We start from the raw sequence: 23,533 nt of genomic DNA on the forward strand, positions 1-23,533 counted from the left end.
CTGAGCCGGTCGCGCCTGAAGGCGCTCCTACAGGAGGAGCATCACGCGAAGGTCGCGCCGGGGCCGACGCGTGCATCGTCGGCGAGCACCGCCGCTGCCAAGCGCGCCTTGTGGAACTTGCTGTCGCCCCAGGTCGCGTTCAGCGCCCAGGCGCGTTTCATGAACATCTGCAAGTCGGCCTCCCAGGTATATCCCATCGCGCCGTGCACCTGGATGCTCTTGCGTGCCGCCAGCAGGGCCGCCTCGCCGGCCGCGAGCCGCGCCTGCGAGACGTAGACCGGCGCGCGCGGATCGTCCTGCGCGAGTGCATAGGCCGCACGATGCACGACGGGCTCGGCAAACTCGACCTTCACGGCAACATCGGCCATGTGGTGCTTGACCGCCTGGAAACTGCCGATGGGCTTGCCGAACTGCTTGCGCTGGGCGGCGTGGTCGACGCCGAGGTCGAGCATGCGCTGCGCCAGGCCGATGAGCTGGGCACTGATCGCCAGCCCCGCACGATCGATCGTGCCGGCCCACAGCTTCTGGCCGATCGTCGCCTTGCACACGCGCGTCGCCTCCGACGGCGTCCACTCGATCTTGTACAGCCGACGCGACAGGTCGATGCTCGGGTTCATCCGCAGCGTGGCCTGCGCGGGCGAAAGCGCATGCACCTCGCCCTCGTGCCAGAGCAGCAACAGGTCGGCGTTCTTCGCGTCGGCCACCATCGGGTTGATCGGATGGCCGACGGCCACGCGTGCCTGCCCGGCCGCGATGCGCGGCAGCCACTCGCGCTTGAGCGCGACGTCGGCCGGCAGGTGGTTGAGCAGGTAGACACCGAGATACGCCGTCGCCGTCAGGGAGTCGGGGATTGCGAAGTAGCCGAGCTCCTGCTGGACCAGGGTCCAGTCGAGGTCGCCGACGTTGATGCCGCCGAACTCCTCGGGCACCGACAGCGCGGTCAGCCCCTGGTCGGCAAGCTTGGCGCGCAGCTCAGCCGAGCGCCCGGTCTCCGTCGTCTCCCAGATCTCGCGCAGCCATTCCGGCGCCGCCTCGACCATCAGGAACTTGCGGATCGCATCCCGGAACGCGAGCTGTTGTTCGTCGAATGTGAAATCCATGCTCTTCGTCCTCAGGCGCGCGGCAGGCCGAGCATCCGTTCGGCAATGATGTTGCGCTGGATCTCGTTGGTGCCGGCGTAGATCGGCCCCGCCAGCGAGAACAGGAAGCCGTCCAGCCAGGCGCCGATGTCGCCGCCGTCGGCGGCGTCGGGCATCAGCTCGCCGCGCGCGCCGAGAATGCGCATCGCCGTCTCGTGCATCAGCAGATCGAGCTCAGACCAGAAGATCTTGTTGGTGCTGGCCTCGGCGCCGATATGCCCGCCCTTGGCCAGCCGGCACGCGGTCCGGTAGGTCGCCAGCGCATAGGCCTCGGCATCCATCCAGCTCTTGATCACCGCATCGCGGATACCCGGGTCGGCGTCTGCCTCTTCGCGATGACGACGGTACAGCTCGACGAGCTGCCGCGCGGTCTGCTGGAAGCGCGCCGGCGAGCGCAGCATCAGGCCGCGCTCGAAGCCCGCGGTGGCCATCGCGATGCTCCAGCCCTGCCCTTCCTCGCCGATGCGGTTCTCCACCGGGACCTTGACGTCGTCGAAGAAGATCTCGGCGAAGCCCGGCAGGCCGTTGAGCTGCTTGATCGGCCGGATGGTGATGCCCGGCGTCTTCAGCGGCATCAGCAGGAAGGTCAACCCGTGATGACGCTGCGAGTTCGGATCGGTGCGGAACAGGCCGAAGATCCAGTCGGCCCAGACCGCGCGCGTCGACCAGACCTTCTGGCCATTGACCACGTAGTGGCCGTTGTCGCGCTGCGCGCGGCTGCGGATCGCCGCCATGTCCGAACCAGCGCCGGGTTCGCTCCAGCCCTGCGCCCAGATGTCCTCGGCGGTGGCCATGCGCGGCAGGAAGCGCGCCTTCTGCTCGGGCGTGCCGTACTCCATCAGCGTGGGCGCCAGCAGGAACACGCCGTTCTGGTTGACGCGCAGCGGGCTGCCGGCGGCCCAGTACTCCTCCTCGAAGATCAGCCACTCGATCAGGTCGCAGCCGCGACCGCCGAGATCCTTCGGCCAGGTGACGGCGGAAAACCCCTTCTCCGAGAGCTTGCGCTCCCAGGCACGATGCTGTTCGAAGCCCTCCGGCGTGTCGAAGCTCGCGAGCGGCTGCCCGGGCAGATTCGCTGCCAGCCACTCGCGCACTTCGGCGCGGAACTGGTTCTGTTTTTCGGTGTAGAGCAGTCTCATATGTACGTCCTATACAAGACCGCGCCATTCCCGGCGCGGTCCTTCGAAACGAGCACCGGCGCGCGTCGGATTCATCATCACGCCTTCCCTTCGAACTGTGCTTCGCGCTTCTCGACAAAGGCGCGGCGCGTCTCGGCGGAGTCCTTCTCGGAATAGGCCTGCAGCGTGAAGCCCTGCTCCCAGCGGTACTTGTCCTCGAGGTTGCCGTCCTCGATGCCGTTGAGCGATTCCTTGGCCAGCCGGATCATCGCCGTGCTCTTGGCGGCGATCTTGCGCGCGATCGTCAGCGCGGTTTCGCGCAGTTGCGCACGCGGCACGACCTGTTCGATCGCGCCCAGGCGATACCCCTCGGCGGCCGTGATCGGCTCGCCGGTGAAGTACATCATGCGCACCTTCTGCACCGGGAACAGGCGCTGCAGATGCGCGCCGCCCCCCATCGCGCCGCGATCGACCTCCGGCACGCCGAAGGTCGCGTCCTCGCTGGCGACGACGATGTCCGCTGCGCCGGCGATGCCGATGCCGCCGCCGAGCACGAAGCCGTGCACGGCGACGATGACCGGCAGCGGGCTGCGGTGCACGGCCTTGAACGTGCGGTAGTTGCCGGCGTTGACGGAGACGATCTTCTCCGGGTGTTTGTCCAGCTCCTTGATGTCGACGCCGGCGCAGAAGCCGCGCCCCTCGGCGCGGATCACGATCACGCGCACGGCGGGATCGTGGCCCAAAGCCTCGATCGTGTCGGCCAGCCCATGCCAGCCGGCATCGTTGAGCGCATTGACCGGCGGCTGGTCGATGACCAGTTCGGCGATGCCGTCGGTGATCGTGGTGGTGAACGGAGCGCTCATATCGATTTCCTGGTATCTGCGGGCGCTTCGGCGCTGCGCGCCGCCCTCTCCCCTTCCCCTCTCCCGCTTGCGGGAGAGGGGTGCCCGACTGGTGGGGAGAGGGCGCCGAGCGCAGCGAGGCGTGCTTCCGCTTCGCGCACGATGGCGTCGATCACTTCCGCCACCGGCGGCAGCGCGTCGATGACGGCGGCGACCTGCCCCGAGGGCAGCACGCCTTCGTCCGGATGGCCCTCGACCATCGCGCGCTGGATCAGCACCGGCGCATTGGCAGCCATCATGGTCTGGATCGCGCCGTCGCCCTCGCGCATCGCCGCGAAGAAGGTCTTGATCATGTGTGCAAGCGACATGCCGGTATGCGCGCGCCAGTGCCAGGCGCTCGCCAGCGCGACGAACAGGCGGCGCAGCAGCCCGCCGCTTTCGAGCTTGAGCAGGAACGGGTTGTCGATCATCCGCTGCGGCAGGCCGTCGACCGCGGTCGATGCGCGGATGCGCGCCGGGTCGTTGACCTCGATGTACTTCTGCAGCGTGCTGCGCGGTACCGGCGATTCCTCGGTCATGAGAAAGCGCGTGCCCATCGCGATGCCGGCGGCGCCGAAGGCCAGCGCCGCCGCGAGCCCGCGACCGCTGTGGAAACCCCCGGCCGCAACGACCGGCACGTTCACCGCATCGAGCACCTGCGGCAGCAGCAGCGTCGTCGGCACCGATCCGGTATGCCCGCCGCCCTCGGCGCCCTGCACCGTGATGATGTCGGCGCCCAGCTCCACCGCCTTGACCGCGTGCTTGAGCGCGCCGACCGTGGGCATGCACAGCACGCCGGCGTCCTTGAAGCGCCTGATCGTCGCCGCGCTCGGGCCGCGCCCGTAGCTGACGGCGCGCACGCGGTCGGCGTTCTCGAGAATCAGCTCGATCACCTCGTTCGCGTTGGGCTGGAACATGTGGAAGTTCACGCCGAAGTCGCGATCCGTCGCCGCGCGCACGGCCGCGATCTCGCGGCGCAGCGTCTCGGTGGACATCGTCGCCGCGGCGAGAAAACCGAAGCCGCCGGCGTTGCTGGTGGCGGCCACCAGTTTCGCGTCGGCAATCCAGCCCATCGCGGTCTGCACGACCGGCACCCGGCAGCCGAGCTTCGCGGTCAGCGTGGTGGACAGGCTCATGCGTCACCGTCCCGCTTGTTCGCGGCCGCCATCGCCCGGGCATCGACCCCGCCAAGGTTGTTGCCGGAGACGAGCTGGTTGTGTGCGTGCGCGTAGTGGTGCCACGCGAACGCGGCGTCCATCGCCGTGCGCTTGCCCTGCAGGTCCTCGACGTGGTTGATCGCCTGCTTGGCCAGCGTCAGTCCCAGGCGCGGCTGCTGCACCAGCCGGCGGGCGATCGCCATGGTCTCGTCGCGCAGGCGCGCACGCGGCACGACGCGGTTGACCATGCCCATCTGGTGCGCACGTTCGGCGCCCATCTTCTCGCCCAGGAACAGGAACTCCTTGGCGATGCGCGGATGCAGCTCGTAGGCGTGCGCAAAGTACTCGACGCCGGGGATGCCCATCGTCATCACCGGGTCGCTGAACCAGGCATCGTCGCTGGAGACGATCAGGTCGCAGACCCAGGCCAGCATCAGGCCACCGGCGATGCACGCGCCCTGCACGCTCGCGATCGTCGGCTTGGGGATCTCGCGCCAGCGCCGGCACATGCCCAGGTAGACCTCCTGCTCGCGCACGTACTGGAACTCCGCGCCGGGCTTGCCGACGTGGTCCGGCCACAGGTGGACGCGCTCGAAGCTCTCGTGGGCGTCGCGCTCGGGTGTGCCGATGTCATGCCCGGCCGAGAAATGCGTGCCGCTGCCGGCGAGCACGATCACGCGCACCGCATCGTCGTCCACGGCGCGCCGGAACGCGGCATCCAGCGCATACGTCATCTTCGAGTTCTGCGCGTTGTGATAGCGCGGCCGGTTCATCGTCACCGTGGCGACGCCGTCCTCGACGGCGTACAGGACGATGTCGTCGGCCGCGGGCATGGACGCTCCGCTCAGCATGTGACGATCACCGACGAGCCGTGGCCGAACAGGCCCTGGTTAGCGGTGATGCCGACCTTGGCATTCGCGACCTGGCGCGCGCCGGCCTGCCCGCGCAACTGCCAGGTCAGCTCGCAGACCTGCGCGATCGCCTGCGCCGGCACGGCCTCGCCGAAGCACGCCAGACCGCCGGAGGGATTCACCGGGATGCGGCCGCCGACGCGCGTCGCGCCCTCGCGCACCAGGCGCGCCGCTTCGCCGCGCCGGCACAGCTGCAGGTCCTCGATCCAGTCCAGTTCCAGCGCCGTGGACAGGTCGTAGACCTCGGCCAGCGACACGTCCTCGGGCCCGATGCCGGCCTCCTCGTAGGCCTTCTTCGGCAGCGCGGCACGGAACGACTGCGGCGCACAGGCCACGGCCGAGTCGGTGGCGATGTCCGGCATCTCGACCAGCTCGGACGCGAAGCTCGGCGTGACCGTGGAGATCGCCGCGACGCGCGGTGCGCCGGCCTTGCCGATGCGACGCGCGTAGTCGAGGCTGGACACGACCAGGGCCGCGCCGCCGTCGGACACCGCGCAGACGTCCATCAGCCGCAGCGGATCGGCGAGCATCGCCGACGCCGCCACGTCCTCGGCCGAGAAGCGCTTGCGGTAACGCGCGTTCGGGTTCTCCAGGCCGTGCTCGGAATTCTTGACCTTCACCAGGGCGAAGTCGGCCGGCGTGTCACCGTACAGCTCGATGCGCCGGCGCGCATACAGCGCGAAGTAGGTCGGATTGGTGATGCCGAGGCGGAAGCGCACCCAGTCCGGATCGTCGGGGCGATCGCCCGGCGCCGGCTTGAGAAAACCCTTGGGCGTGGTGTCCGCGCCGACGACGAGCGCGACCTCGCACTCGCCGGACAGGATCTTCGAGCGCGCCGCGGCCAGCGCCTGCGAACCCGAGGCGCAGGCGGCATAGGACGTGTTGACCTGCGCACCCTGCCAGCCCAGCGCCTGCGCGAAGGTCGCGCCGGCCACCTGGCCGGGATAGCCGTTGCGGATCGTCGCCGCGCCGGAGACGAAGCGGATGTCACGCCAGTTCACGCTGGCGTCGGCGATCGCGTCTCGTGCGGCCTTGACGCCGTATTCGACGAAGTTGCGCCCCCACTTGCCCCAGGGATGCATGCCCACGCCGAGGATTGCGATGTCGCGGTTCGTGCTCACAGGAGCACCCCGTGCGCTGCGCGCAAGACACCGTGCCGCGCACTCATCGCACCACCTTCCACTTCCACGTCAGCTTGCCGTCGTCGAGCGGTTCCAGCACCAGCTCCATCGGCGTGCCGGCCTTGAGCGACGACAGCTCGGTGCCGGTCGCCAGCTGGCCGAGTACGATCATCTTCTCCTTCTCCAGCTCCACCGCGCCGATGCCGAACGGCTGAAACGGCTCGCTGGCGACATACGGCGCCGGCGGCTGGTAGACGGCGTTGGTGAACGACCACAACGTGCCGGTGCGCGACAGCGGCGTGTCCTCGAAGGCTTCGCCGTCGCAGTCCGGATTGCGGCAGAACCCGGTGCTCAGTTTCGGAAAGTAGTAGGTGCCGCAGGCGCGGCAGCGGTTGCCGAGCAGGTGCGGCCGCTCGTCGAGCGTGAACCAGCCGTCGAGGACGGGTGCGCTCATCATCGGCGCCCCGGCGGGTTGTCCTTGATCTGCTTGCTGCGCATGTCCTTCGGATCGAGCCGGCGGATAATCGCGAGCTGTTCTTCGGTCGGATGGGCGGTCTCGCCGAGGTTATCGGCCTGGAGCAGGGGGAAGCCGGTCGCGGCCTGCACCTGCTCGAAGGTGATGCCGGGGTGCAGGCTGATCACGCGGATCGCATGCCCCCCTTCATCGTTGCGCCCGCCGAAGTCCATCACGCACAGGTCGGTGACGATGCGGTGGATGCGCATGTAGTCCTGCTTGACGCCTGCCGGCCAGCGCTCGGGCTTGTAGCCCACCGAGCAGACGACATCGACCTCCTTGTCGACGAACACGCGCGGACCGTGGTTCGGCACGAAGAAGGAGTTGACGTGGTTGATGCTGTTGCCGGGAAAGCCGCGCAGGCCGAGCAGCTGGCGCTTGGGCCTGGCGAACTCGCCGATGCAGGAGATGTTGGCCTGTCCCCAGCGGTCGACCTGCACCGGGCCGACGAGCGCGTGACGCCGGCCACCCCAGACGTTGTCGAAGACGCGCGCGTACGGCATCCAGCCGCCGTAGCGGCGACCGTCGTGGTTCTTCGCGCCGAGGACCACCGGCTCTTCGGTGAGATAGGCCTCGCCGTCCGTGATCATCAGCTCGGGGCTGTGCGTGAGCTTGGCCAGGCCCTGCGCGAGCCGCGGGATGATGCCGATGCCGGTCGCGAGCACTTCGCCGTCGTCGCGCCAGACCTCGGCGCAGGCGCAGATCAGCAGTTCGGCCAGCGTGAAATCAGTCGTTGCCATGATCAGAACACCTGCCGCGGCAGCCTGAGAATCGCGTCGGCACCGCCGACGGCCTGCTGGTACGCCGCTTCGTCGCCGCGCAGGAATTCCTCCGCGTACTTCTGCCAGCCGCCGTCTTCCTCGGCCGCCGCGCAGTAGCGCTTGAGATGCGCAACATCCCAGCCGTAGCCGCCGCCGTGAATGCTGACGTTGGAGGTCGGATGCGCGCCGCCGGGCGTCAGCGCGACGCCGTTGACGAGGTTGCGCTCGACCAGGTTGAAGCGTGCGTCGATCTCGTCGCCGTCGATGCGATCGACCAGTTCTTCGCAGCTCACGTAGCTGCGATCCGCCGCGCGCGCGAACAGTTCGTCGAAGAACGGGTCCGGCGCGTACAGGCGCACGTTGCCGAGACGGTCAGCCTTGTGCACGTGCAGCAGCGCGACATCGAGCTTGATCGCCGGAATCGCGAGCAGCACTTCGCCGTCGTCGTACGGCGAGGTGACCGTGCGCAGATCGGGATAGACCTTGGTGAGCTGATCGGTGCCCAGACCGACGCGCGTCGGCAGGAACGGAATGCGCATCGCCGCGGCACGCAGGCCCCAGTGCAACTGGCCTTCGTCCAGCTCGACGCCCTGGATGCTGCCGGCCTCGCGCGCCTTGCGGAAGAACGGCTCCAGCGGGATGAAGTCGAGCGAGACGAAGGCGTAGATCAGCTTCTTCACCTTGCCCGCCGCAGCGAGCATGCCCATGTCGGTGCCGCCGTAGCCGACGAGGGTCAGATCCTTGAGATCCGAGCGCAGGATCTCGCGCACGATCGCCATCGGCTTGCGGCGCGGGCCCCAGCCGCCGATGCCGATGGTCATGCCGTCGCGCAGCTCGGCGACGATGTCCTTGACGGACAGCTCCTTGTTCAGTGCCATGTCCGGTCTTACTGGAAGCCGACGGAGAAATCGTGGCCCCAGATCGAGACGCGCTGCGTCTCGGTGGTCTGCCAGCTCTGCGGATCGACGGTGATGCCGCCCCAGCCGTACTCGAGGGCGAAGTTGCCCGGCGTGAGCATGTAGAACGAGGTCATGCGGTCGTTCTCGTGCTCGCCCAGCGTCGCCATCAGCTTGACGCCGTGCTGGACGCGACGGTCGTGGGCGAGCCCGACGTCGGTCATCGACTCGACCTCGACCATGATGTGTACGCAGCCGGTGGGCGCCGGCATCTCGGCGAGCGCGAGGCTGTGATGGCGGCCACTGGCGGCGTGCATGAAGTGGATGCGGATGTTCGGCGCATCCGGCCCCGGCTTGAAGTTGAAGCGGTCGGACATGCCGAAGCCGAACACTTCGCGGAAGAGTTTCTCGGTGGCGTCGAAGTTCTGCGCCGCCGGCAGCACGGTATGGCCCATGCCCTGGGCGCCGGTCTTGAAGCCGGCAACGCCGATGGGCGACACGAACGGGGTGCTGCTGCCGGTGTACCCCTGGACCAGCTCGTGTGCGTTGCCCGACGGGTCGGTGAACTTGACCATGCGCGCAACCTGACGCAGCGCGCGCTCGGCCTCGCTGCTGTCGCCGACCTCGACGCCGGCGGCCTTCAACGCGGCGACCGTCCCGTCGAAATCGACGCCCGGCGCCAGTTCCCAGCCCGACGCAAGGTAGCGGTCGGCGCCGCCCGGAATCGCGGCGATGCGGAACGCGCGCTCGTCCATCTTCAGATACAGGGCGCCGCCGGCCGCCTCGGCCGTGGACATGCCCAGCACCTGTTCGGCGTAGTGCCGCCACTTGCCGATATCCGTCGTCTCGGCGAGCACGTAGGCCAGCGCCTGGATTTTCATGGACTTCCCTGTTGGATGCGGGTAAGACGGGCATTATCCGAATCCGGGACCGCCGGCAGCTTCACCCGTTTTGATGAGCGCCCGGGACAAGGCTCCGGCAAACCCTCGTCCGCATGAGGGATGCCCGCGGAGCGACAGTGCAGCCCTAGTCAGGACGGATGAAGCCGCACCGGCGCAGATCGAAATAATGCCGGAGCCATTCCTGAGGACCTTTCCCGCATGTCTGCAGCCGCCATTCCGATGACGTCCGCCGAGCCCGGCGTGCTCGCCGTCGAACCGCCGCTGGACGGCAGCGCGCTTGCCGACAGCGACTGGGACCGGCAGTGCGACGTGCTCGTCGTCGGCCTCGGTGCCGCCGGCGGCGCGGCAGCGATCGCGGCGAAGGAGGCCGGCGCCGAAGCGCTGGTCGCCGAGCGCTTCGACGGCGGCGGCGCCACGATCAAGAGCGGCGGCATCGTCTATCTGGGCGGCGGCACGCACATCCAGAAGCAGGCCGGCGTCGACGATACGCCGCAGGCGATGTTCGACTACCTGCGCCAGGAGAGCGGCGACGTGGTGAGCGAATCCACGCTGCGTGCCTTCTGCGACGACAGCCTCGGCCTTCTAGAGTGGCTGGAGTCGATCGGCGTGCAGTTCCGGTCCAACCCGAACCCGCCGAAAACCTCGTATCCGCGCAACGGCACCTACTACTACTACTCCGGCAACGAGGCGGTGCCGGCCTACGCCGCGCACGCCAAGCCGGCGGCCCGCGGCCATCGCGTGATGGCGCCGGGCATCGATTCCGGCCGCGAGCTGTATCGCGCACTCGAACGCCGGGTGGATGCCCTCGGCATTCCGGTGCTGCGGCAGGCGGCGGTGCGGCGACTGATCGTCGACGCGCAGGGTGCGGTGATCGGCGCCGAAGTCCATCAGCTCGCGGACGGCAGCGCGGCACAGCGCCAGCATCGCAAGCTGATGCGCAAGGCCGAGAAGGTGCACGACTTTGCCGGCGGCTGGGCCGACCGGCTGCGGGCGAAGGCGGCGCAGATCGAACAGAAGCATGCGAAGCGCCTGCGCATCCGCGTCCGGCGCGGTGTCGTGCTGGGTGCCGGCGGCTTCATCTTCAACCGCACGCTGCTGCGCGAGGTCGCGCCGCAGTACCTGCCGGCGATGCGTCTGGGCGCAACCGGCTGCGACGGCAGCGGCATCCGGCTGGGCAACTCCGTGGGCGGCGAACCGTCGCGCATGCACAAGGTCTCGGCCTGGCGCTTCATCAATCCGCCGACGGCATGGCCGAAGGGCATCGTCGTCGGCCCTGACGGCCGGCGTTTTTGCAACGAGCAGGTCTACGGGGCCCGCCTGGGCGTCGACATGGTCGAGAAGGCCGGCGGCCGAGCCTGGCTGATCCTCGATCGCCGGCTGCGCAAGACCGCGATGCGCGAGGCCCTCTCCGGCAAGCTGTGGTTCTTCCAGAGCGTGCCCGCCTTCTTCCTCATGCTGTTCGCGCCGCGCGCGCGCTCGGCCGAAGCGCTTGCCGCGAAACTCGGCATGCCCGCCGACGCCTTGCGCCGCACGCTCGACGACTACAACGCCAGCGCCGACGGCAGCCGCGACGACGCGCTCGGCAAGAGCGCGGACATGCGTGCGCGTCTCGACGAGCCGCCGTACTACGCGCTCGACATCGGCGCCGGCAAGAAATCGTTCCCGTGCCCGACGATCACACTCGGCGGACTGGCGGTCGACGACAACGGCCGCGTGCGCCGGGCCGACGGCAACGTGGTCGGCGGCCTGTACGCCGCAGGCCGCAGCGCCGTCGGCATCGCCTCCAACGGCTACGTCAGCGGCCTGTCGCTCGCCGACTGCCTGTGGTCGGGGCGGCGCGCCGGGCGCCATGCGGCGCAGCGGTCCAACTGATTCATCACATCACGAACGACGGGGACGAACCCATGGGACGAGTGAACGGCAAGGTCGCGATCATCACCGGTGCGGCCAGCGGTGTCGGCAAGGAAGATGCGATCCTGCTGGCGCGCGAGGGCGCCAAGGTAGTGCTGACCGACGTCAACGAGGAGGCCGGCCGCGAAGTGGCCAGGTCCATCGGTGACGCGGCGCTGTTCGTGAAGCACGACATCGCCTCGGAAGACGACTGGCGCAAGGTCATCGCGGTGACCCAGGAAGCCTTCGGCGGTGTCGACGTGCTCGTCAACAATGCCGCGATCCTCGCGCAGGCGACCATCGAGGACACCTCGCTGGAGCTGTGGCAGAAGATCCAGAAGATCAATTCCGACGGCTACTTCCTCGGCTGCAAGTACGGCCTCGAGGCGATGAAGCAGCGACCGAGCGGGTCCATCGTCAACATGTCGTCGATGGCCGGCATCGGCGGCGTGTCGAGCTTCTGCGCCTACAGCGCGTCCAAGGCCGCGGTGGCCGGCCTGACCCGCAGCGTCGCGGCACACTGCCGCGCCAAGCTCTACAAGGTGCGCTGCAACTCGATCCACCCGGACGGCATCGCCACGCCTATGGTCTTCAACCTGCACAAAAGCCAGACCGGCGCACCGACCTCCCAGGCCCACGTCCGCGAGAAGGACCCCAAGCAGTTGCAGGCGCGCTTCTGCCAGCCGCAGGACATCGCCAACCTGGTGCTGTTCCTGGCGTCCGACGAGTCGCGCTTCATCAACGGCGCGGAGATGCGGATCGACAACGGTTACCTGATGTGGGCGGATTGATCGCGAAGACATGTACGTCCTGTACAAGACGGCGCCATCCATGGCGCCGGGATTCAGAACAAGCACATGAGTGCCACAGTTCCTGCCGCCTTCGCTGAATCCGTCGCGCGCCACGCGGCGCGTACTGCCGTCGTCGGCGAGGACGGCGTATCGCTGAGCTATGCGGAACTGGATGCGCGGCGTATCGAAGCCGCGCGCGCCCTGCTGGCGCTCGGCGTGCAGCACGGCGATCGCATCGCGATCTGGGCGCCAAACGGCGTCGAGTGGATCGTCGCCGGACTGGCGATCCACACGCTGGGCGCGGTGCTGGTGCCGGTCAACACGCGGATGAAGGGGCAGGAGGCCGCCTACATCCTCGAGCGCAGCGGCGCGCGCGTGCTGTTCTGCGCCGGCCGCTTTCTCAACCAGCACTTTCCATCGGTGCTCGGCGCACATCGCCCGGCGATTCTGGAACACATCGTCGTCATCGGCGAGGCACAGGCGGATGACTTCACGTGGCCGGCCTTCGTCGCGCGCGCCAGCGCTTGCGGCGTCGACGCGGTCACGGAAGCGAGCACGCGTGTCCGGCCCGACGATCGCATGGACATCCTGTTCACCTCGGGCACGACCGGCCACCCGAAGGGCGTGGTCACGAACCACACGCAGAACCTGCGCGTGATTGCAGCGTGGTCGGCGGCCGTCGGCCTGAATCCGGACGACCGCTATCTCGTCGTCAATCCGTTCTTCCATTCGTTCGGCTACAAGGTCGGCTGGCTCGCGGGTCTGCTTGCCGGGCTCACCGTGTTGCCGCACGCGGTGTTCGACGCCGCCGCGATTCTCCAGCGCATCCAGCGCGACCGCATCTCGGTGCTGCCGGGACCGCCGACTCTACTGATCTCGCTGCTCAACGATCCGGCGCGTGCGCATACCGATCTTTCGAGCCTGCGAGCCACCATCACCGGCGCCGCGGCAATCGCGCCGAGCCTGATCGAACGCACGCGCGCCGAACTCGGCTTCAAAGTCGTACTGACCGGCTACGGGCTCACGGAGACCTGCGGCGTGGTCTCGCTGTGCGATGCAAACGACGATGCCGAAACCATTGCCTTGACCTCGGGCAAGGCGATCCCCGGCATCGAACTGCGCAGTGTCGATGGCGACAACCGCCCGCTCGGCCCGGGCGAGTCCGGCGAGATCGTCGTGCGCGGCTACAACGTCATGCAGGGCTACCTCGACGACGAAGCCGCCACGTTTGATGCGATCGACGCCGATGGCTGGCTGCACACCGGCGACGTCGGCCATCTCGACGAGCGCGGCTACGTGCGCATCACCGACCGGCTCAAGGACCTCTACATCAGCGGCGGCTTCAACTGCTATCCCGCCGAGATCGAACGCATCATGGCGGCCCATCCGGCGATCGCGCAGGTGGCCGTGGTCGGCATACCCGACGAGCGCATGGGCGAAGTCGGCAAGGCGTATGTGCTGCTGCGGCCGGGCCAGTCGCTCGACGAGAAGACGCTGATCGCGTGGTGCCGCGAACAGATGGCGAACTATAAGGTGCCGCGCCAGATCGCCTTCGTCGATGCGCTGCCGACGAATCCATCGGGCAAGGTGATGAAGTATCAACTACGCAAACCGTAGGGCGGGTTAGCGGCAAGGCCGCGTAACCCGCCGGCTGGGCGATCATGGTGGGTTACGCGCCTGCGGCGCTAACCCACCCTACTGGCCACGGGACGCAACGGACACAGGAGACTGGGGGAATGAATACAGATCTGAAAGGCAAGGTCGCCGTGGTCACCGGCGCGTCGCGCGGCGCCGGCAAGGGCATCGCGGTCGCACTCGGTGCACACGGCGCGACGGTCTACGTCACCGGACGTTCGCTCAAGGAGGGCGACGCCGCACTGCCCGGCACCATCGCCGGCACCGCGGACGCGGTCACGAAGGCCGGCGGCACCGGCATCGCGGTCGCGGTCGACCATGCGAAGGACGCGGACGTCCAGGCGCTGTTCGAGCGCGTGAAAACCGAACAGGGCCGGCTCGACATCCTCGTCAACAACGCCACCTTCCTGCACGACAGGCTGATCGACAAGGGCGGCTTCTGGACCAAGCCGCTGGAGCTGGTCGACATCCTCGACGTCGGCCTGCGCTCGGCCTACGTCGCCAGCTGGTACGCGGCGCCGCTGATGGTCGAGCAGAAGAACGGCCTGATCGCCTTCACCTCGAGTTTCGGTGCGAGCTGCTACATGCACGGTCCGGCCTACGGCGCGCAGAAGACCGGCGTCGACAAGTTCGCCAAGGACATGGGCGTGGACTTCAAGCCGCACAACGTCGCCGCCGTGTCGATCTGGATGGGCATGCTGCGTACCGACCGCACCAAGCGCGTCATGGACAGCGAGCCGGACAAGTACGCGGGGTTCTGGGAGATCGCCGAGACGCCGGAGTTCACCGGTCACCTGCTCGCCGCGCTGTACAACGATCCGGCGCGCGCCGAGAAGTCCGGCCAGGTGCACATCGGCGCCGAGCTCGCCGAGACCTATGGCCTCAGCGACGAGGGTCGCCAGCCGCCGTCGCACCGACCGATGCTCGGCGCACCGACACCGCCGCATCCCGCGATCGTCGAGTAGCCGAGAGCTTACGCGTCGGCCGGCAGCTTCTGCTCGCGCAACTGCGCGGCGAAGGTTTCTGCCGGCACGGCGCGACCGAACAGGAAGCCCTGGCATTCGTCGCAGCCCGCGTTGCGCAGGAAGGCGAGCTGATCGGCCCGCTCCACACCTTCGGCCAGCACCTTGAGGCCGAGCGTGCGGGCGATCGCGACGATGGTGTGCACGATGGCCGCGTCGCTGGTGTCCTGCGGCAGGTCGCGCACGAAGCTGCGGTCGATCTTGAGCTTGTCCACCGGCATGCGCTTGAGGTAGGTCAGCGACGAGTAGCCGGTACCGAAATCGTCGATCGCGACCCGCACGCCCAGGGACTTGAGCGTGTCGAGCTTGCGCAGCGTCCTGGGCCCGAGGTCCATCAGCCCGCGCTCGGTGATCTCCAGCTCCAGCACCGAAGCCGGCACGCCCGCCGCGCGGATGTCGGCGGCGAGTTGCTGCTCGAACCGCGGCGCCCGGAACTGCTGCATGGACAGGTTGATCGCCAGCAGCTCGATGTCCAGCCCGTCGTCCAGCCAGTGGCGCAGGTCGGCGCAGGCGGTCTGCAGCACGTGCTGCCCGATCTCGACGATCAGCCCGCTGTCCTCGGCCACCGGAATGAAGACGTCGGGCGAGATGAACCGCTCGCCGTCGGGCCAGCGCAGCAGCGCCTCGGCCCCGACCAGGCGGCGGTCGGCGAAGTGGTAGATCGGCTGGTACCAGACCTCGAACACACCGTCACGCACGGCCTGGCGGATGCGCGTCTCCAGTGCCAGCCGCTCGCTCGCGGCCTGGGTCTGCGCCTCGGTGTAGAACTGGTAGGTATTGCGCCCGCTCTCCTTGGCCCGGAACATCGCCGTGTCGGCGTTGCGGATCAGCAACTCCACGCGATCGCCGTCGGCCGGGAACATGCAGATGCCGACGCTGGCCTGCACGTAGAGTTCGTGCCCGCTCTTCAGCGAGAACGGCTGCCCCAGTGCGGCGAGCACCTGCTCGGCGCGCTTGGCGGCGGCCACCGAGCTGTCAACCTGGTCGAGCAGCATGAGGAACTCGTCGCCCCCCAGGCGGCCCAGCGTGTCCTCTTCGCGCAGCAGCCCGCGCAGGCGCTCGGCCACGGCCAGCAGGAGCTGGTCGCCGACCTCGTGCCCCAGCGAGTCGTTGACGTTCTTGAAGCGGTCCAGGTCGAGGAACAGCACCGCCAGCTTGCTGTCGTGACGGCGGGCACGCTCGATCGCGTGTTCCAGCCGCAGCCCGAGCAGCAGGCGATTGGGCAGGCCAGTCAGGGCATCGTGATGCGCCAGATGCAACAGGCGCTCCTCGCTGCGCTTGATCTGGCTGATGTCGGTGGCCACGCCGACGTAGTGCGTGCGGCGTCCGTCCGGGTCGCGAACGACGCTGATGTTCAGCAACTCGGGATAGATCTCGCCGGACTTGCGGCGGTTCCAGACCTGCCCCTGCCAGTGGCCGACCTCGTCGAGCGCGCGGTACATGCCCTGATAGAACGCCTCGTCGTGCCGGCCTGACTTGAGTACGCTGGGCGTGCGCCCGATGACCTCGTCGGGCGGATAGCCGGTGATCTCTGCGAACGCCGGGTTCACGGAGATGATCGTGCCGTCGAGTTCGGTGACCATGATCGACTCGAAGGTGCTGGCGATCACCGCGGAATCCAGCCGCAACCGTTCGAGCAACTGCTGGCGCACCGTCACGTCGCTGACGATGCCGTGCCAGATGCGGTCGCCGTCATCGTCGACGCTCGATCCGGCCTCCACCTGCAGCCACCGGTCGGACGGCGTCCCCGTCAGCCGGCCCTCCCAGGCGAAGGCAGTCTGCGCCTCGTCGTCACCCGCCGGCCTGTCGAAGTGGGCTCCGGGTGCGATGCCGAGGCGCCCGAACACGGCAGCCGGATCGCGCAGGGCATCGGCCAGGTCCACGTCGAGCAACTCGGCACAGGCCGGGCTGAGGTACTCGAAGTGCCCGCCGCCGGCGCGGGCCCGATAGCGGAAGACGCCGGCCGGAATGCGGTTGACCAGTTCCTTGTAGTGCGCCTCCGCGCGACGCTCGAGGGTGACGTCGCGAAAGAAGGCGTAGAGCTGCGGCGGATGCGCATCCGGCAGGGCCACCGCACTGGCCTCGATGTCGATGTATTGCCCGCCCTTGTGCCGGTGCCGCGTGGAGAACCGCGCCTGGCCTGCAGCGAGGATCTGGCCGATCCGCGCCGGGACTTCGTCGATCCGGCCCGGCGCCTTGAAGTCGGAGACCTTGCGTCCGACGATCTCGTCGCGGCCATAGCCGAGCATGCGGCAGTACGCCGGATTGGTGTCGAGAATGCGGCCGTCCACATCGGTGCGGATGTAGCCGTCGGTCATCGTCTCCAGCATCATCCGCGTGTTCGCCAGCTCGCGTGCCAGATCGGCCTGGGCCGCGATGCGCTCGCTGACGTCCTGCACGGTGCCGATGGTGCGCAGGGGGTGCCCGCCGGGCGCGTAGGTGGTTTCGCCGTGCGTCTCGATGTGACGGATGCGGCCGTCCGCAAACGCCAGGCGGTACTGCTCCACGAACGGCTCGCGCCGGACCAGTGCAGCGGCGAAGCTGCAGTCGACACGCTCCTGGTCGTCCGGGTGCAGGGACGCCAGGAAACTGCGGTAGTTGGCCTGCCATTGCGAGCGGTCGCGCTCCCAGAGCAGGTAGGTCTGCTCCGACAGGGTCAGGGTGCCGCTGGCGTGGTCCATCTCCCAGTGGCCGAGCCGTGCCACCCGCTGCGCCTGTCGGTGCAGGGCCTCGCTGCGCTCCAGCGCCTGCTCGGCGAACTTGCGGTCGGTGATGTCGCGCATGACGCCGACCACGCGCAGCGGACGCCCCTCGGCATCGCGTTCGACCTCGCCGGAGGCGCTGACCCACCGCTTGCGTCCATCCTTCGGCCGGACGATCTGGTACTCGTGGCTGAAATGACTTTCCTCGCGCAGGATGCGCTGCCCCTCGGCCATCATCTTCGTGCGATGTTCGGGGGCGATCATCGCGAACCACTGGTCCAGCGTGTCCGGCATCTCCTCGGTGACGCCGAGGATGGTGTTGAGCACTTCGGAGGTGGTCCAGCGGCCGCGAACCACGTCGAGCACGTAGCTGCCGATGCGGCCGGCCTGCTGGGCCTGGCGCAACAGGCGTTCGCTGCGTGCGAGCCGGCGTGCGTCGCGTTCGCGCTCGGTGACGTCCATGAGCATGCCGACGATGGCCATGCGCCCCTCGCGCCGGGTCCGGCTGCCGAACATCTCGGCGCGGAACTGCGACCCGTCGGCGCGCAGGGCCTGGAACTGCAGTCCGGCGAACTGCCCCACGCCGGTCAGCGCGGCACGCACCTGCACGCGCACGCGCAGCCGCTCCTCGGGAACGACGATGTCCTCCACGGAGACACCGGCCAACTGCCCGTCGACGCGACCGAACATGCGTGCCATCTCCGCGTTGGCGTAGGTGATGCGGCCGTTCTGCACGACGTAGACACCCATCGGCGAACCTTCGACCAGGCTGCGGAATCGGCCCTCGGCCTCCTCCGCCTCGCGCAGGGCATCGAGCCGGCTGACGTTGACCTGGAACGCGTGCCCGAAGACCCAGGTCGACAAGGTCAGCACGACGAGGTAGGCGGCCGCGACCTCGGCCAGCATCTGCGCACGCAGACCGGCGGGCAGCAGCAGCATCCACAGCAGCGCCGCGAGGTGGACGCAGAAACCCAGCGTGAGAAAGCTGCCGGAGCGCGGCCGCTGGTCCTGGCGCCGCAGCAGCACGCGGCCGGCGAGTCCGAACGCCGCCGCCGTGGCAATGGTCCCCAGCCCCACCCACATGCCGGTGCCGCCGAGCCAGACGCGGTAGGCCCCTGCACACAACGCGGCGATCGCGGCGACCAGTGGCCCGCCGAAGAAGGCCCCCAGCGCGAGCACGACGGTGCGCCCGTCGAAGATCGTCCCGGAATGCAGCTCGAACGGAAAGGTCATGCCGAGAACGGCGACCGCGCCGAACAGCGCGCCGAACAAGGCCTCCACGACGCGCTCGCGCCGCTGCAACCGCGACAGCAGGACGCTGTGCAGGATGACCAGCCCCAGCAGCGGAGCCACGTTGTTGGTCAGTTCGCGGAGCAGATCTCCCGTCACTGCCGTCTTCCGGTCTCGTTTCGTGAACAGCCTACGCCTGCATCCCGCCGACGCATAGCACGGCCCGAACAGCGGGGCGATCGGGGCGGCGGGCGGTCCCGGCACGCGACGTACAATGCGTCATGGATCTCGACCTGATGTGGATGGCTGCGGCGGCGGCGCTGGGCGCCGTGGTCGGTGCGCTGTTGCTGCGGCTGCTGCCGTCGCGCGAGCGTGGCGAGGCCTTGCGTCAGGCCCTGCAGAACGATCTCGAGCGCCTGGAGCGTGTCGTCCGCGAAGATGCGGCGCAACAACGCCGCGATCATGCCGACGCGGCGGCGCGGCAGCGCCAGGAGCTGGGCGAACGCCTGCAACTGTTTCTCGAAGAAGCGCGTGCCGGACGTCGCGAGCAGTCGGAGACACTGGCGAAATTCGGCGAGCAGCAGGCGCAACAGGGACTGGCGTTGCGCACCGGCGTCGAGGAAAGCCTGAAGACGCTGCGCCAGGAGAATGCCGAGAAGCTCGAGCAGATGCGCCGCACCGTCGACGAGAAACTGCACGAAACGCTCGAACGGCGTCTCGGCGAGTCGTTCAAGCTGGTCAGCGAGCGGCTCGAGCAGGTGCACAAGGGACTGGGCGAGATGCAGACGCTGGCCTCCGGCGTCGGCGACCTCAAGCGCGTGCTCACCAACGTCAAGTCGCGCGGCATCTTCGGCGAGGTGCAGCTCGCGGCGCTGCTCGAACAGGTGCTCACGGTCGAGCAGTACGCGGCGAACATCGCCACCAAGCCCGGCAGCGGCGAGCGCGTCGAGTATGCGATCCGGCTGCCCGGCCGCAGCGACGAGGGCACGCCGGTGTGGCTGCCGGTGGATGCCAAGTTCCCGCGCGAGGACTACGAGCGGCTGGTCGATGCGCAGGAGCGGGCCGACCCCGAGGCCGCCGCGGCGGCGGCGCTGGCGCTCGAACGCCGCATCCGCGCCGAAGCCCAGACCATCGCCGAGAAGTATCTGTCGCCGCCGCACACCACCGACTTCGCGATCCTGTTCGTGCCGGTCGAGGGTCTCTACGCCGAGATTCTGCGCCGGCCCGGGCTGTTCGAGGACATCCAGCGCAAGCATCGCGTGACCGTCGCCGGCCCGACCAACCTGCTGGCCTTCCTCAACAGCCTGCAGATGGGCTTTCGCACGCTGGCGCTGGAGAAGCGTTCCAGCGAGGTCTGGCAGGTACTCGGCGCAGTCAAGACCGAGTTCGACAAGTTCGGCGACGTGCTCGACAAGGTGCGCAAGAAGCTCGACGAGGCCTCGAACCAGCTCGACAACACCGGCGTGCGCACACGCGCGATCACGCGCAGGCTCAAGACCGTCCAGGCCCTGCCGGAATCAGACAGCGAGCGCCTGCTGGGCAGCGCGGCGGACACCGCGGACGACGAGTAGCGGTGGCGCCAGGGGGCGCCCGACGCGCGCTCAGAACGGGACGCGAAACCCCGCGCGAACCGTCTGGATCTCGAGCTCGCCGCCGCCGTCGACGTTCAGATCGTCCCAGCGCAGCTGGGCGAAGAAGCCGAACACGTCCGGCACCCAGTGGAAGCCGATCACGTACTCGGTGCCGTCGGCATCGTCAACGTCAAGGTAGCCGAGCGAGGCGTGGACGCCGAAGTCGTAGGCGAGGTCCTGTTCGAACTGCAGGTGCACGCCGTAGCCGTTCTCCTTGACCTCGACCCCGCCGCTCTCGAGCTTGGTGCGCAGCGACACGTACTCGGCCTTGACCTGGAAGAAGCCGACCGGGCCCGCCGGAAAGCCCCAGCCCGCACCGGCACGATAGTTCTCGAAATCGAGATCGGCGCCGCCGCCGTCGATCTCGGTGGGCACGTACTCGCCCTGGAAGTCACCGAAGAATCCGACGCGCTGTCCTCCCACCACCCGCAGGCCGCCACCGATTCCATCGAAGTCCTCGGCGATGCCGTCGGATTCGAGCTGGGCATAGGAGCCGAAGAACTCGATGCGCTGGAACTTGTCGTTCGCCACGGCGGCGGGCGACAACACACCGGCCGCGAGTGCGACGGCGGCGAGGCGAAAGGCGTGCGGCATGACGGACTCCCCCAGTCGATGATGGACGGCGGCATTGTGCATGAACTCGGCCGTGGATGGTCGGGTGCCTGCGCGGGCATCGCCCCGCCGCCGACGGTCTGCAGAAAAAGCGTGCCCGGCCGCCCCCCGACGACCGGGCACCGCTCCCCTGCTGCCCCCGGATGACGCTACCAGCGCACCACGCCGCTGATGCCGACGGTGCGCGGCTCCTCGAAGTTGGCGATCGTCAGGCTGCCGAAGCCCGGGCCGAAGTCGATGAAGTTGGTCGCGGTGTCGTCGTCGAGCGCGTTGCGCATCCACAGCGCGATCTCGCCGCTGCCGCGCGCGCCGAGCGGCACGTCGGTGACGGCCAGGCGCAGGTTGAGCACGCCGTGCGCGTCGACCTGCGAGTCGCGCGCAAGCTGCAGGCCGGGATTGGTGACCTCGAGCTGATACGGATAGGTGTAGAAGTCGTCGGTCCACGCATAGTCGACCACGGCGCGCACCGCGCCCCAATCGCGACGGAGCAGCTCGCTGTCGAGCGCGAGGTTGAAGCTGTGCTCGGGCGCATGCACGAAGGCGCGGTTGTCGGCGACATTGACCCCGCCATCGATGAACTCGTCGTACTCCGGATCGAGCCACGCATAGTTCGCCATCAGCATCGTGCTGCCGAGCCGCAGCGCCGCTTCGAGCTCGATGCCCTGGATCGTCGCCTCGCCGGCATTGCGCACCACGGTGGCGGCGGCGCCGCTGCCGAGGAAGATCGATGCCTGGAAATCGTCGAGCGAGTTGTGGAACGCCGCGGCATTGAGCATCAGGCGTCCATCGGCGAGGCTCGACTTCAGGCCGATCTCGAACGACTGCTGCTTCTCCGGCTTGAACGGCGTCTGCGTCTCGGCGATGTTGAGTGCGATCAGCTCGCTGATGTCCTCGTTGGGGTCGCCGCTCGGCGGCTGGCTGAATTCGCCGTTGAAGCCACCGCTCTTGAAGCCCTCGGCGTACCGGGCATAGACGTTGAGCTGCGAACTGAAACGCCACGCGGCCGAGAACGTCGGCGTTGTCGCGTCGAAGGTCTCGGACGCCTCGGTGCCCTCGGGAATCAGGTAGAAAAACGGGTCGGCCGGGTCCGCACGCAGACCGAAGGCACGCTCGATCTCCTTCTTCTCACGCGTGTAGCGCACGCCGGCGGTCAGCGTCAGCCGCTCGACCGGCCGGAAGTCCACCTGGCCGTAGGCCGCCCAGGCCCCGGTCTTGGTGCCGTAGCGCGAATCGAAATACGCGTCGCTGCTGGGATCGAGGACAAAGAAGCTCTGCGGGTTGTTGGTCTGGCCGTCGTCGCCGAAGTAGTAGAGACCGGCGACGTAGTTCCCGCGATCGAAGCCGCCCAGCAGCTGCAGGTCCTGGGAGATCTGCTCGTAGTCCGTAAATCGCTGGGTCCAGACCACGGGCAGCGGCGAGCCGTCGAGATCGAGCGAGTCGTTCCAGTCGAGCCGGCGGTAGCCGGAAATCGATTTGATCTCGAGTCCGTTGCCGACATTCCAGCTCAGGGTGAACGAGTGACCCTGCACCTGCGAACGCTCGAAGGACGGTGCGTCCACGTTAGCGCTCTCGAGGCGCTCGCGCGAAGCGAACGGCTGCAGGAACGGAATCTCGATGCGGTAGAGCTGCGTGAAGTTGTTGGTCTGGTCGACGCGCGACTGGTCGAAGCGGTACTCGCCGAGCAGGCTGGGACTGAAATCGAAGTCCGCGGCGATGCGCAGGCCACGGTTGCTGCGGTCGTTGAGCTGCGGCACCGAGGCCGACGAAGGGGTGTCGATCCAGCCGTCGCGCTGCTCGCTGCGCGCGCCGATGGAGATGCTGGCGATGCCCATTCTCGGCAGGTCCACGGACGCACGCTGCACGAAGGCGTTGTAGTTGCCGATCTCCAGACTGGCCTCGCCGCCGAACTCGCCGCTGGGCGAGCGCGTGACCAGGTTGATCGCGCCGGCCAGCGTGTTGCGCCCGTACAGGGTGCCCTGCGGGCCGCGCAGCACTTCGATGCGCGACAGGTCGACGAGGTTGAAGATGCTGCCCTGGGCCTTGCCGATGTAGACGCCGTCGACATAGATGCCGACGGCGGGGTCCCAGTAGATCGCCGGATTGATCTGGCTGATGCCGCGGATCGTCACCTGCGAGATTGTCGTGTTCGACGGCGTCCGGCTGATCTGCAGGCCCGGCGCCAGCGCATTGAGATCGCCGACGTCGTCGATGCCGCGCGCCTCGATCTGGTCCTCCGGAAATGCCGTCACGGCCAGCGGCACGTCCTGCAGCCGTTCTTCGCGGCGCTGCGCGGTGACGACGATCTCCTCGATCTGTGTCGGGGCACGCCGCGCTTCCGCCGGGTCCGCCGATTCGGCGGGCTGGGCCGCGACGCCGCTTCCATACGCGCAAAGGGCCGCGAGGGCCAGCGGCCGCAGCCGCATCGGGTTCTCCTGTCGCACCTGGCTTGCTCCTGGTGTCGTTATCGGGTGGGCCCGGCCGCACCGGGCTGCCGTATCGTGGCAACCCGGACGGGGGCACAGCCTCACCCGGAAGGACGAGCCTGTCGCGGAACCGTCGTTCGTTCGGACGAAGCCTCGCAGGCCGGCGGCTGCGCATGATCGCGCGGACCCGACCAGCG

Annotated in this window: 18 protein-coding genes; 5 read left to right on the forward strand and 13 right to left on the reverse strand. The window is 68.4% G+C overall.

The window, feature by feature from the left end:
• Positions 1-41: 41 nt before the first annotated feature.
• From C8D93_RS05865 to C8D93_RS05910, 10 genes are all read right to left on the reverse strand, one after another.
• The gene (locus tag C8D93_RS05865; protein ID WP_110264219.1) at positions 42-1,100 is read right to left on the reverse strand and encodes an acyl-CoA dehydrogenase family protein; all 1,059 of its coding nucleotides are present in this window, start codon (positions 1,098-1,100) and stop codon (positions 42-44) included.
• Between the two features lie 11 nt (positions 1,101-1,111).
• Positions 1,112-2,278 (reverse strand): acyl-CoA dehydrogenase family protein, encoded by a 1,167-nt coding sequence (locus tag C8D93_RS05870; protein WP_110264220.1) that lies wholly within the window; start codon positions 2,276-2,278, stop codon positions 1,112-1,114.
• A gap of 77 nt (positions 2,279-2,355) precedes the next feature.
• Positions 2,356-3,120: an enoyl-CoA hydratase family protein gene (locus C8D93_RS05875; RefSeq protein ID WP_110264221.1), complete on the reverse strand. Its 765-nt coding sequence runs from the start codon at positions 3,118-3,120 to the stop codon at positions 2,356-2,358.
• Complete coding sequence (locus tag C8D93_RS05880) at positions 3,117-4,274, reverse strand: NAD(P)H-dependent flavin oxidoreductase (RefSeq protein ID WP_110264222.1); 1,158 nt, start codon at positions 4,272-4,274, stop codon at positions 3,117-3,119. The genes C8D93_RS05875 and C8D93_RS05880 overlap by 4 nt, the downstream gene beginning before the upstream one ends.
• Positions 4,271-5,128 (reverse strand): enoyl-CoA hydratase, encoded by an 858-nt coding sequence (locus C8D93_RS05885; RefSeq protein WP_245903827.1) that lies wholly within the window; start codon positions 5,126-5,128, stop codon positions 4,271-4,273. The genes C8D93_RS05880 and C8D93_RS05885 overlap by 4 nt, the downstream gene beginning before the upstream one ends.
• An 11-nt stretch (positions 5,129-5,139) precedes the next feature.
• A complete protein-coding gene (locus tag C8D93_RS05890; protein ID WP_245903828.1) occupies positions 5,140-6,327 on the reverse strand; it encodes a lipid-transfer protein in 1,188 nt (395 codons plus the stop codon).
• A 43-nt stretch (positions 6,328-6,370) separates the two neighbouring features.
• Positions 6,371-6,784, reverse strand: coding sequence for a Zn-ribbon domain-containing OB-fold protein (locus C8D93_RS05895; RefSeq protein WP_211307216.1), 414 nt, complete (start codon positions 6,782-6,784; stop codon positions 6,371-6,373).
• Positions 6,781-7,584: a CoA-transferase subunit beta gene (locus C8D93_RS05900; protein ID WP_110264225.1), complete on the reverse strand. Its 804-nt coding sequence runs from the start codon at positions 7,582-7,584 to the stop codon at positions 6,781-6,783. The genes C8D93_RS05895 and C8D93_RS05900 overlap by 4 nt, the downstream gene beginning before the upstream one ends.
• Complete coding sequence (locus C8D93_RS05905; RefSeq protein ID WP_110264368.1) at positions 7,584-8,474, reverse strand: CoA transferase subunit A; 891 nt, start codon at positions 8,472-8,474, stop codon at positions 7,584-7,586. The genes C8D93_RS05900 and C8D93_RS05905 overlap by 1 nt, the downstream gene beginning before the upstream one ends.
• Positions 8,475-8,488: 14 nt before the next feature.
• Positions 8,489-9,379, reverse strand: a complete 891-nt coding sequence (locus C8D93_RS05910; protein WP_110264226.1) for a VOC family protein — start codon at positions 9,377-9,379, stop codon at positions 8,489-8,491.
• 219 nt (positions 9,380-9,598) lie between these two features.
• Between C8D93_RS05910 and C8D93_RS05915 the strand changes: the two genes are divergently transcribed.
• From C8D93_RS05915 to C8D93_RS05930, 4 genes are all read left to right on the forward strand, one after another.
• Positions 9,599-11,272, forward strand: coding sequence for an FAD-binding protein (locus C8D93_RS05915; protein ID WP_110264227.1), 1,674 nt, complete (start codon positions 9,599-9,601; stop codon positions 11,270-11,272).
• Between the two features lie 32 nt (positions 11,273-11,304).
• Positions 11,305-12,081: an SDR family oxidoreductase gene (locus tag C8D93_RS05920; protein ID WP_110264228.1), complete on the forward strand. Its 777-nt coding sequence runs from the start codon at positions 11,305-11,307 to the stop codon at positions 12,079-12,081.
• Positions 12,082-12,147: 66 nt separating this feature from the next.
• Entirely contained in the window at positions 12,148-13,698 is a 1,551-nt protein-coding gene (locus C8D93_RS05925; protein WP_110264229.1) for a FadD3 family acyl-CoA ligase, read from the forward strand.
• Positions 13,699-13,817: 119 nt separating this feature from the next.
• The gene (locus C8D93_RS05930) at positions 13,818-14,681 is read left to right on the forward strand and encodes an SDR family NAD(P)-dependent oxidoreductase (protein ID WP_110264230.1); all 864 of its coding nucleotides are present in this window, start codon (positions 13,818-13,820) and stop codon (positions 14,679-14,681) included.
• An 8-nt stretch (positions 14,682-14,689) separates the two neighbouring features.
• On the opposite strand, the gene C8D93_RS05935 is transcribed toward C8D93_RS05930, so the two are convergent.
• A complete protein-coding gene (locus C8D93_RS05935; RefSeq protein WP_146216524.1) occupies positions 14,690-18,829 on the reverse strand; it encodes a PAS domain S-box protein in 4,140 nt (1,379 codons plus the stop codon).
• 122 nt (positions 18,830-18,951) lie between these two features.
• Here C8D93_RS05935 and C8D93_RS05940 point away from each other — a divergent pair, with 122 nt between their 5' ends.
• Positions 18,952-20,241, forward strand: a complete 1,290-nt coding sequence (locus C8D93_RS05940) for a DNA recombination protein RmuC (protein ID WP_110264232.1) — start codon at positions 18,952-18,954, stop codon at positions 20,239-20,241.
• 30 nt (positions 20,242-20,271) lie between these two features.
• Here C8D93_RS05940 and C8D93_RS05945 read toward each other — a convergent pair whose 3' ends face one another.
• Together C8D93_RS05945 and C8D93_RS05950 are read right to left on the reverse strand one after the other, a co-directional pair.
• Positions 20,272-20,895 carry a hypothetical protein gene (locus tag C8D93_RS05945; protein ID WP_110264233.1) on the reverse strand — a complete coding sequence of 208 codons (624 nt, stop codon included), beginning with the start codon at positions 20,893-20,895 and terminating at the stop codon, positions 20,272-20,274.
• A 167-nt stretch (positions 20,896-21,062) separates the two neighbouring features.
• Positions 21,063-23,354: a TonB-dependent receptor gene (locus tag C8D93_RS05950; RefSeq protein ID WP_245903829.1), complete on the reverse strand. Its 2,292-nt coding sequence runs from the start codon at positions 23,352-23,354 to the stop codon at positions 21,063-21,065.
• Between the last annotated feature and the right edge of the window lie 179 nt (positions 23,355-23,533).

It is taken from the genome of Sinimarinibacterium flocculans (genome assembly GCF_003201205.1).
GTDB classification, from domain to species: domain Bacteria; phylum Pseudomonadota; class Gammaproteobacteria; order Nevskiales; family Nevskiaceae; genus Solimonas; species Solimonas flocculans.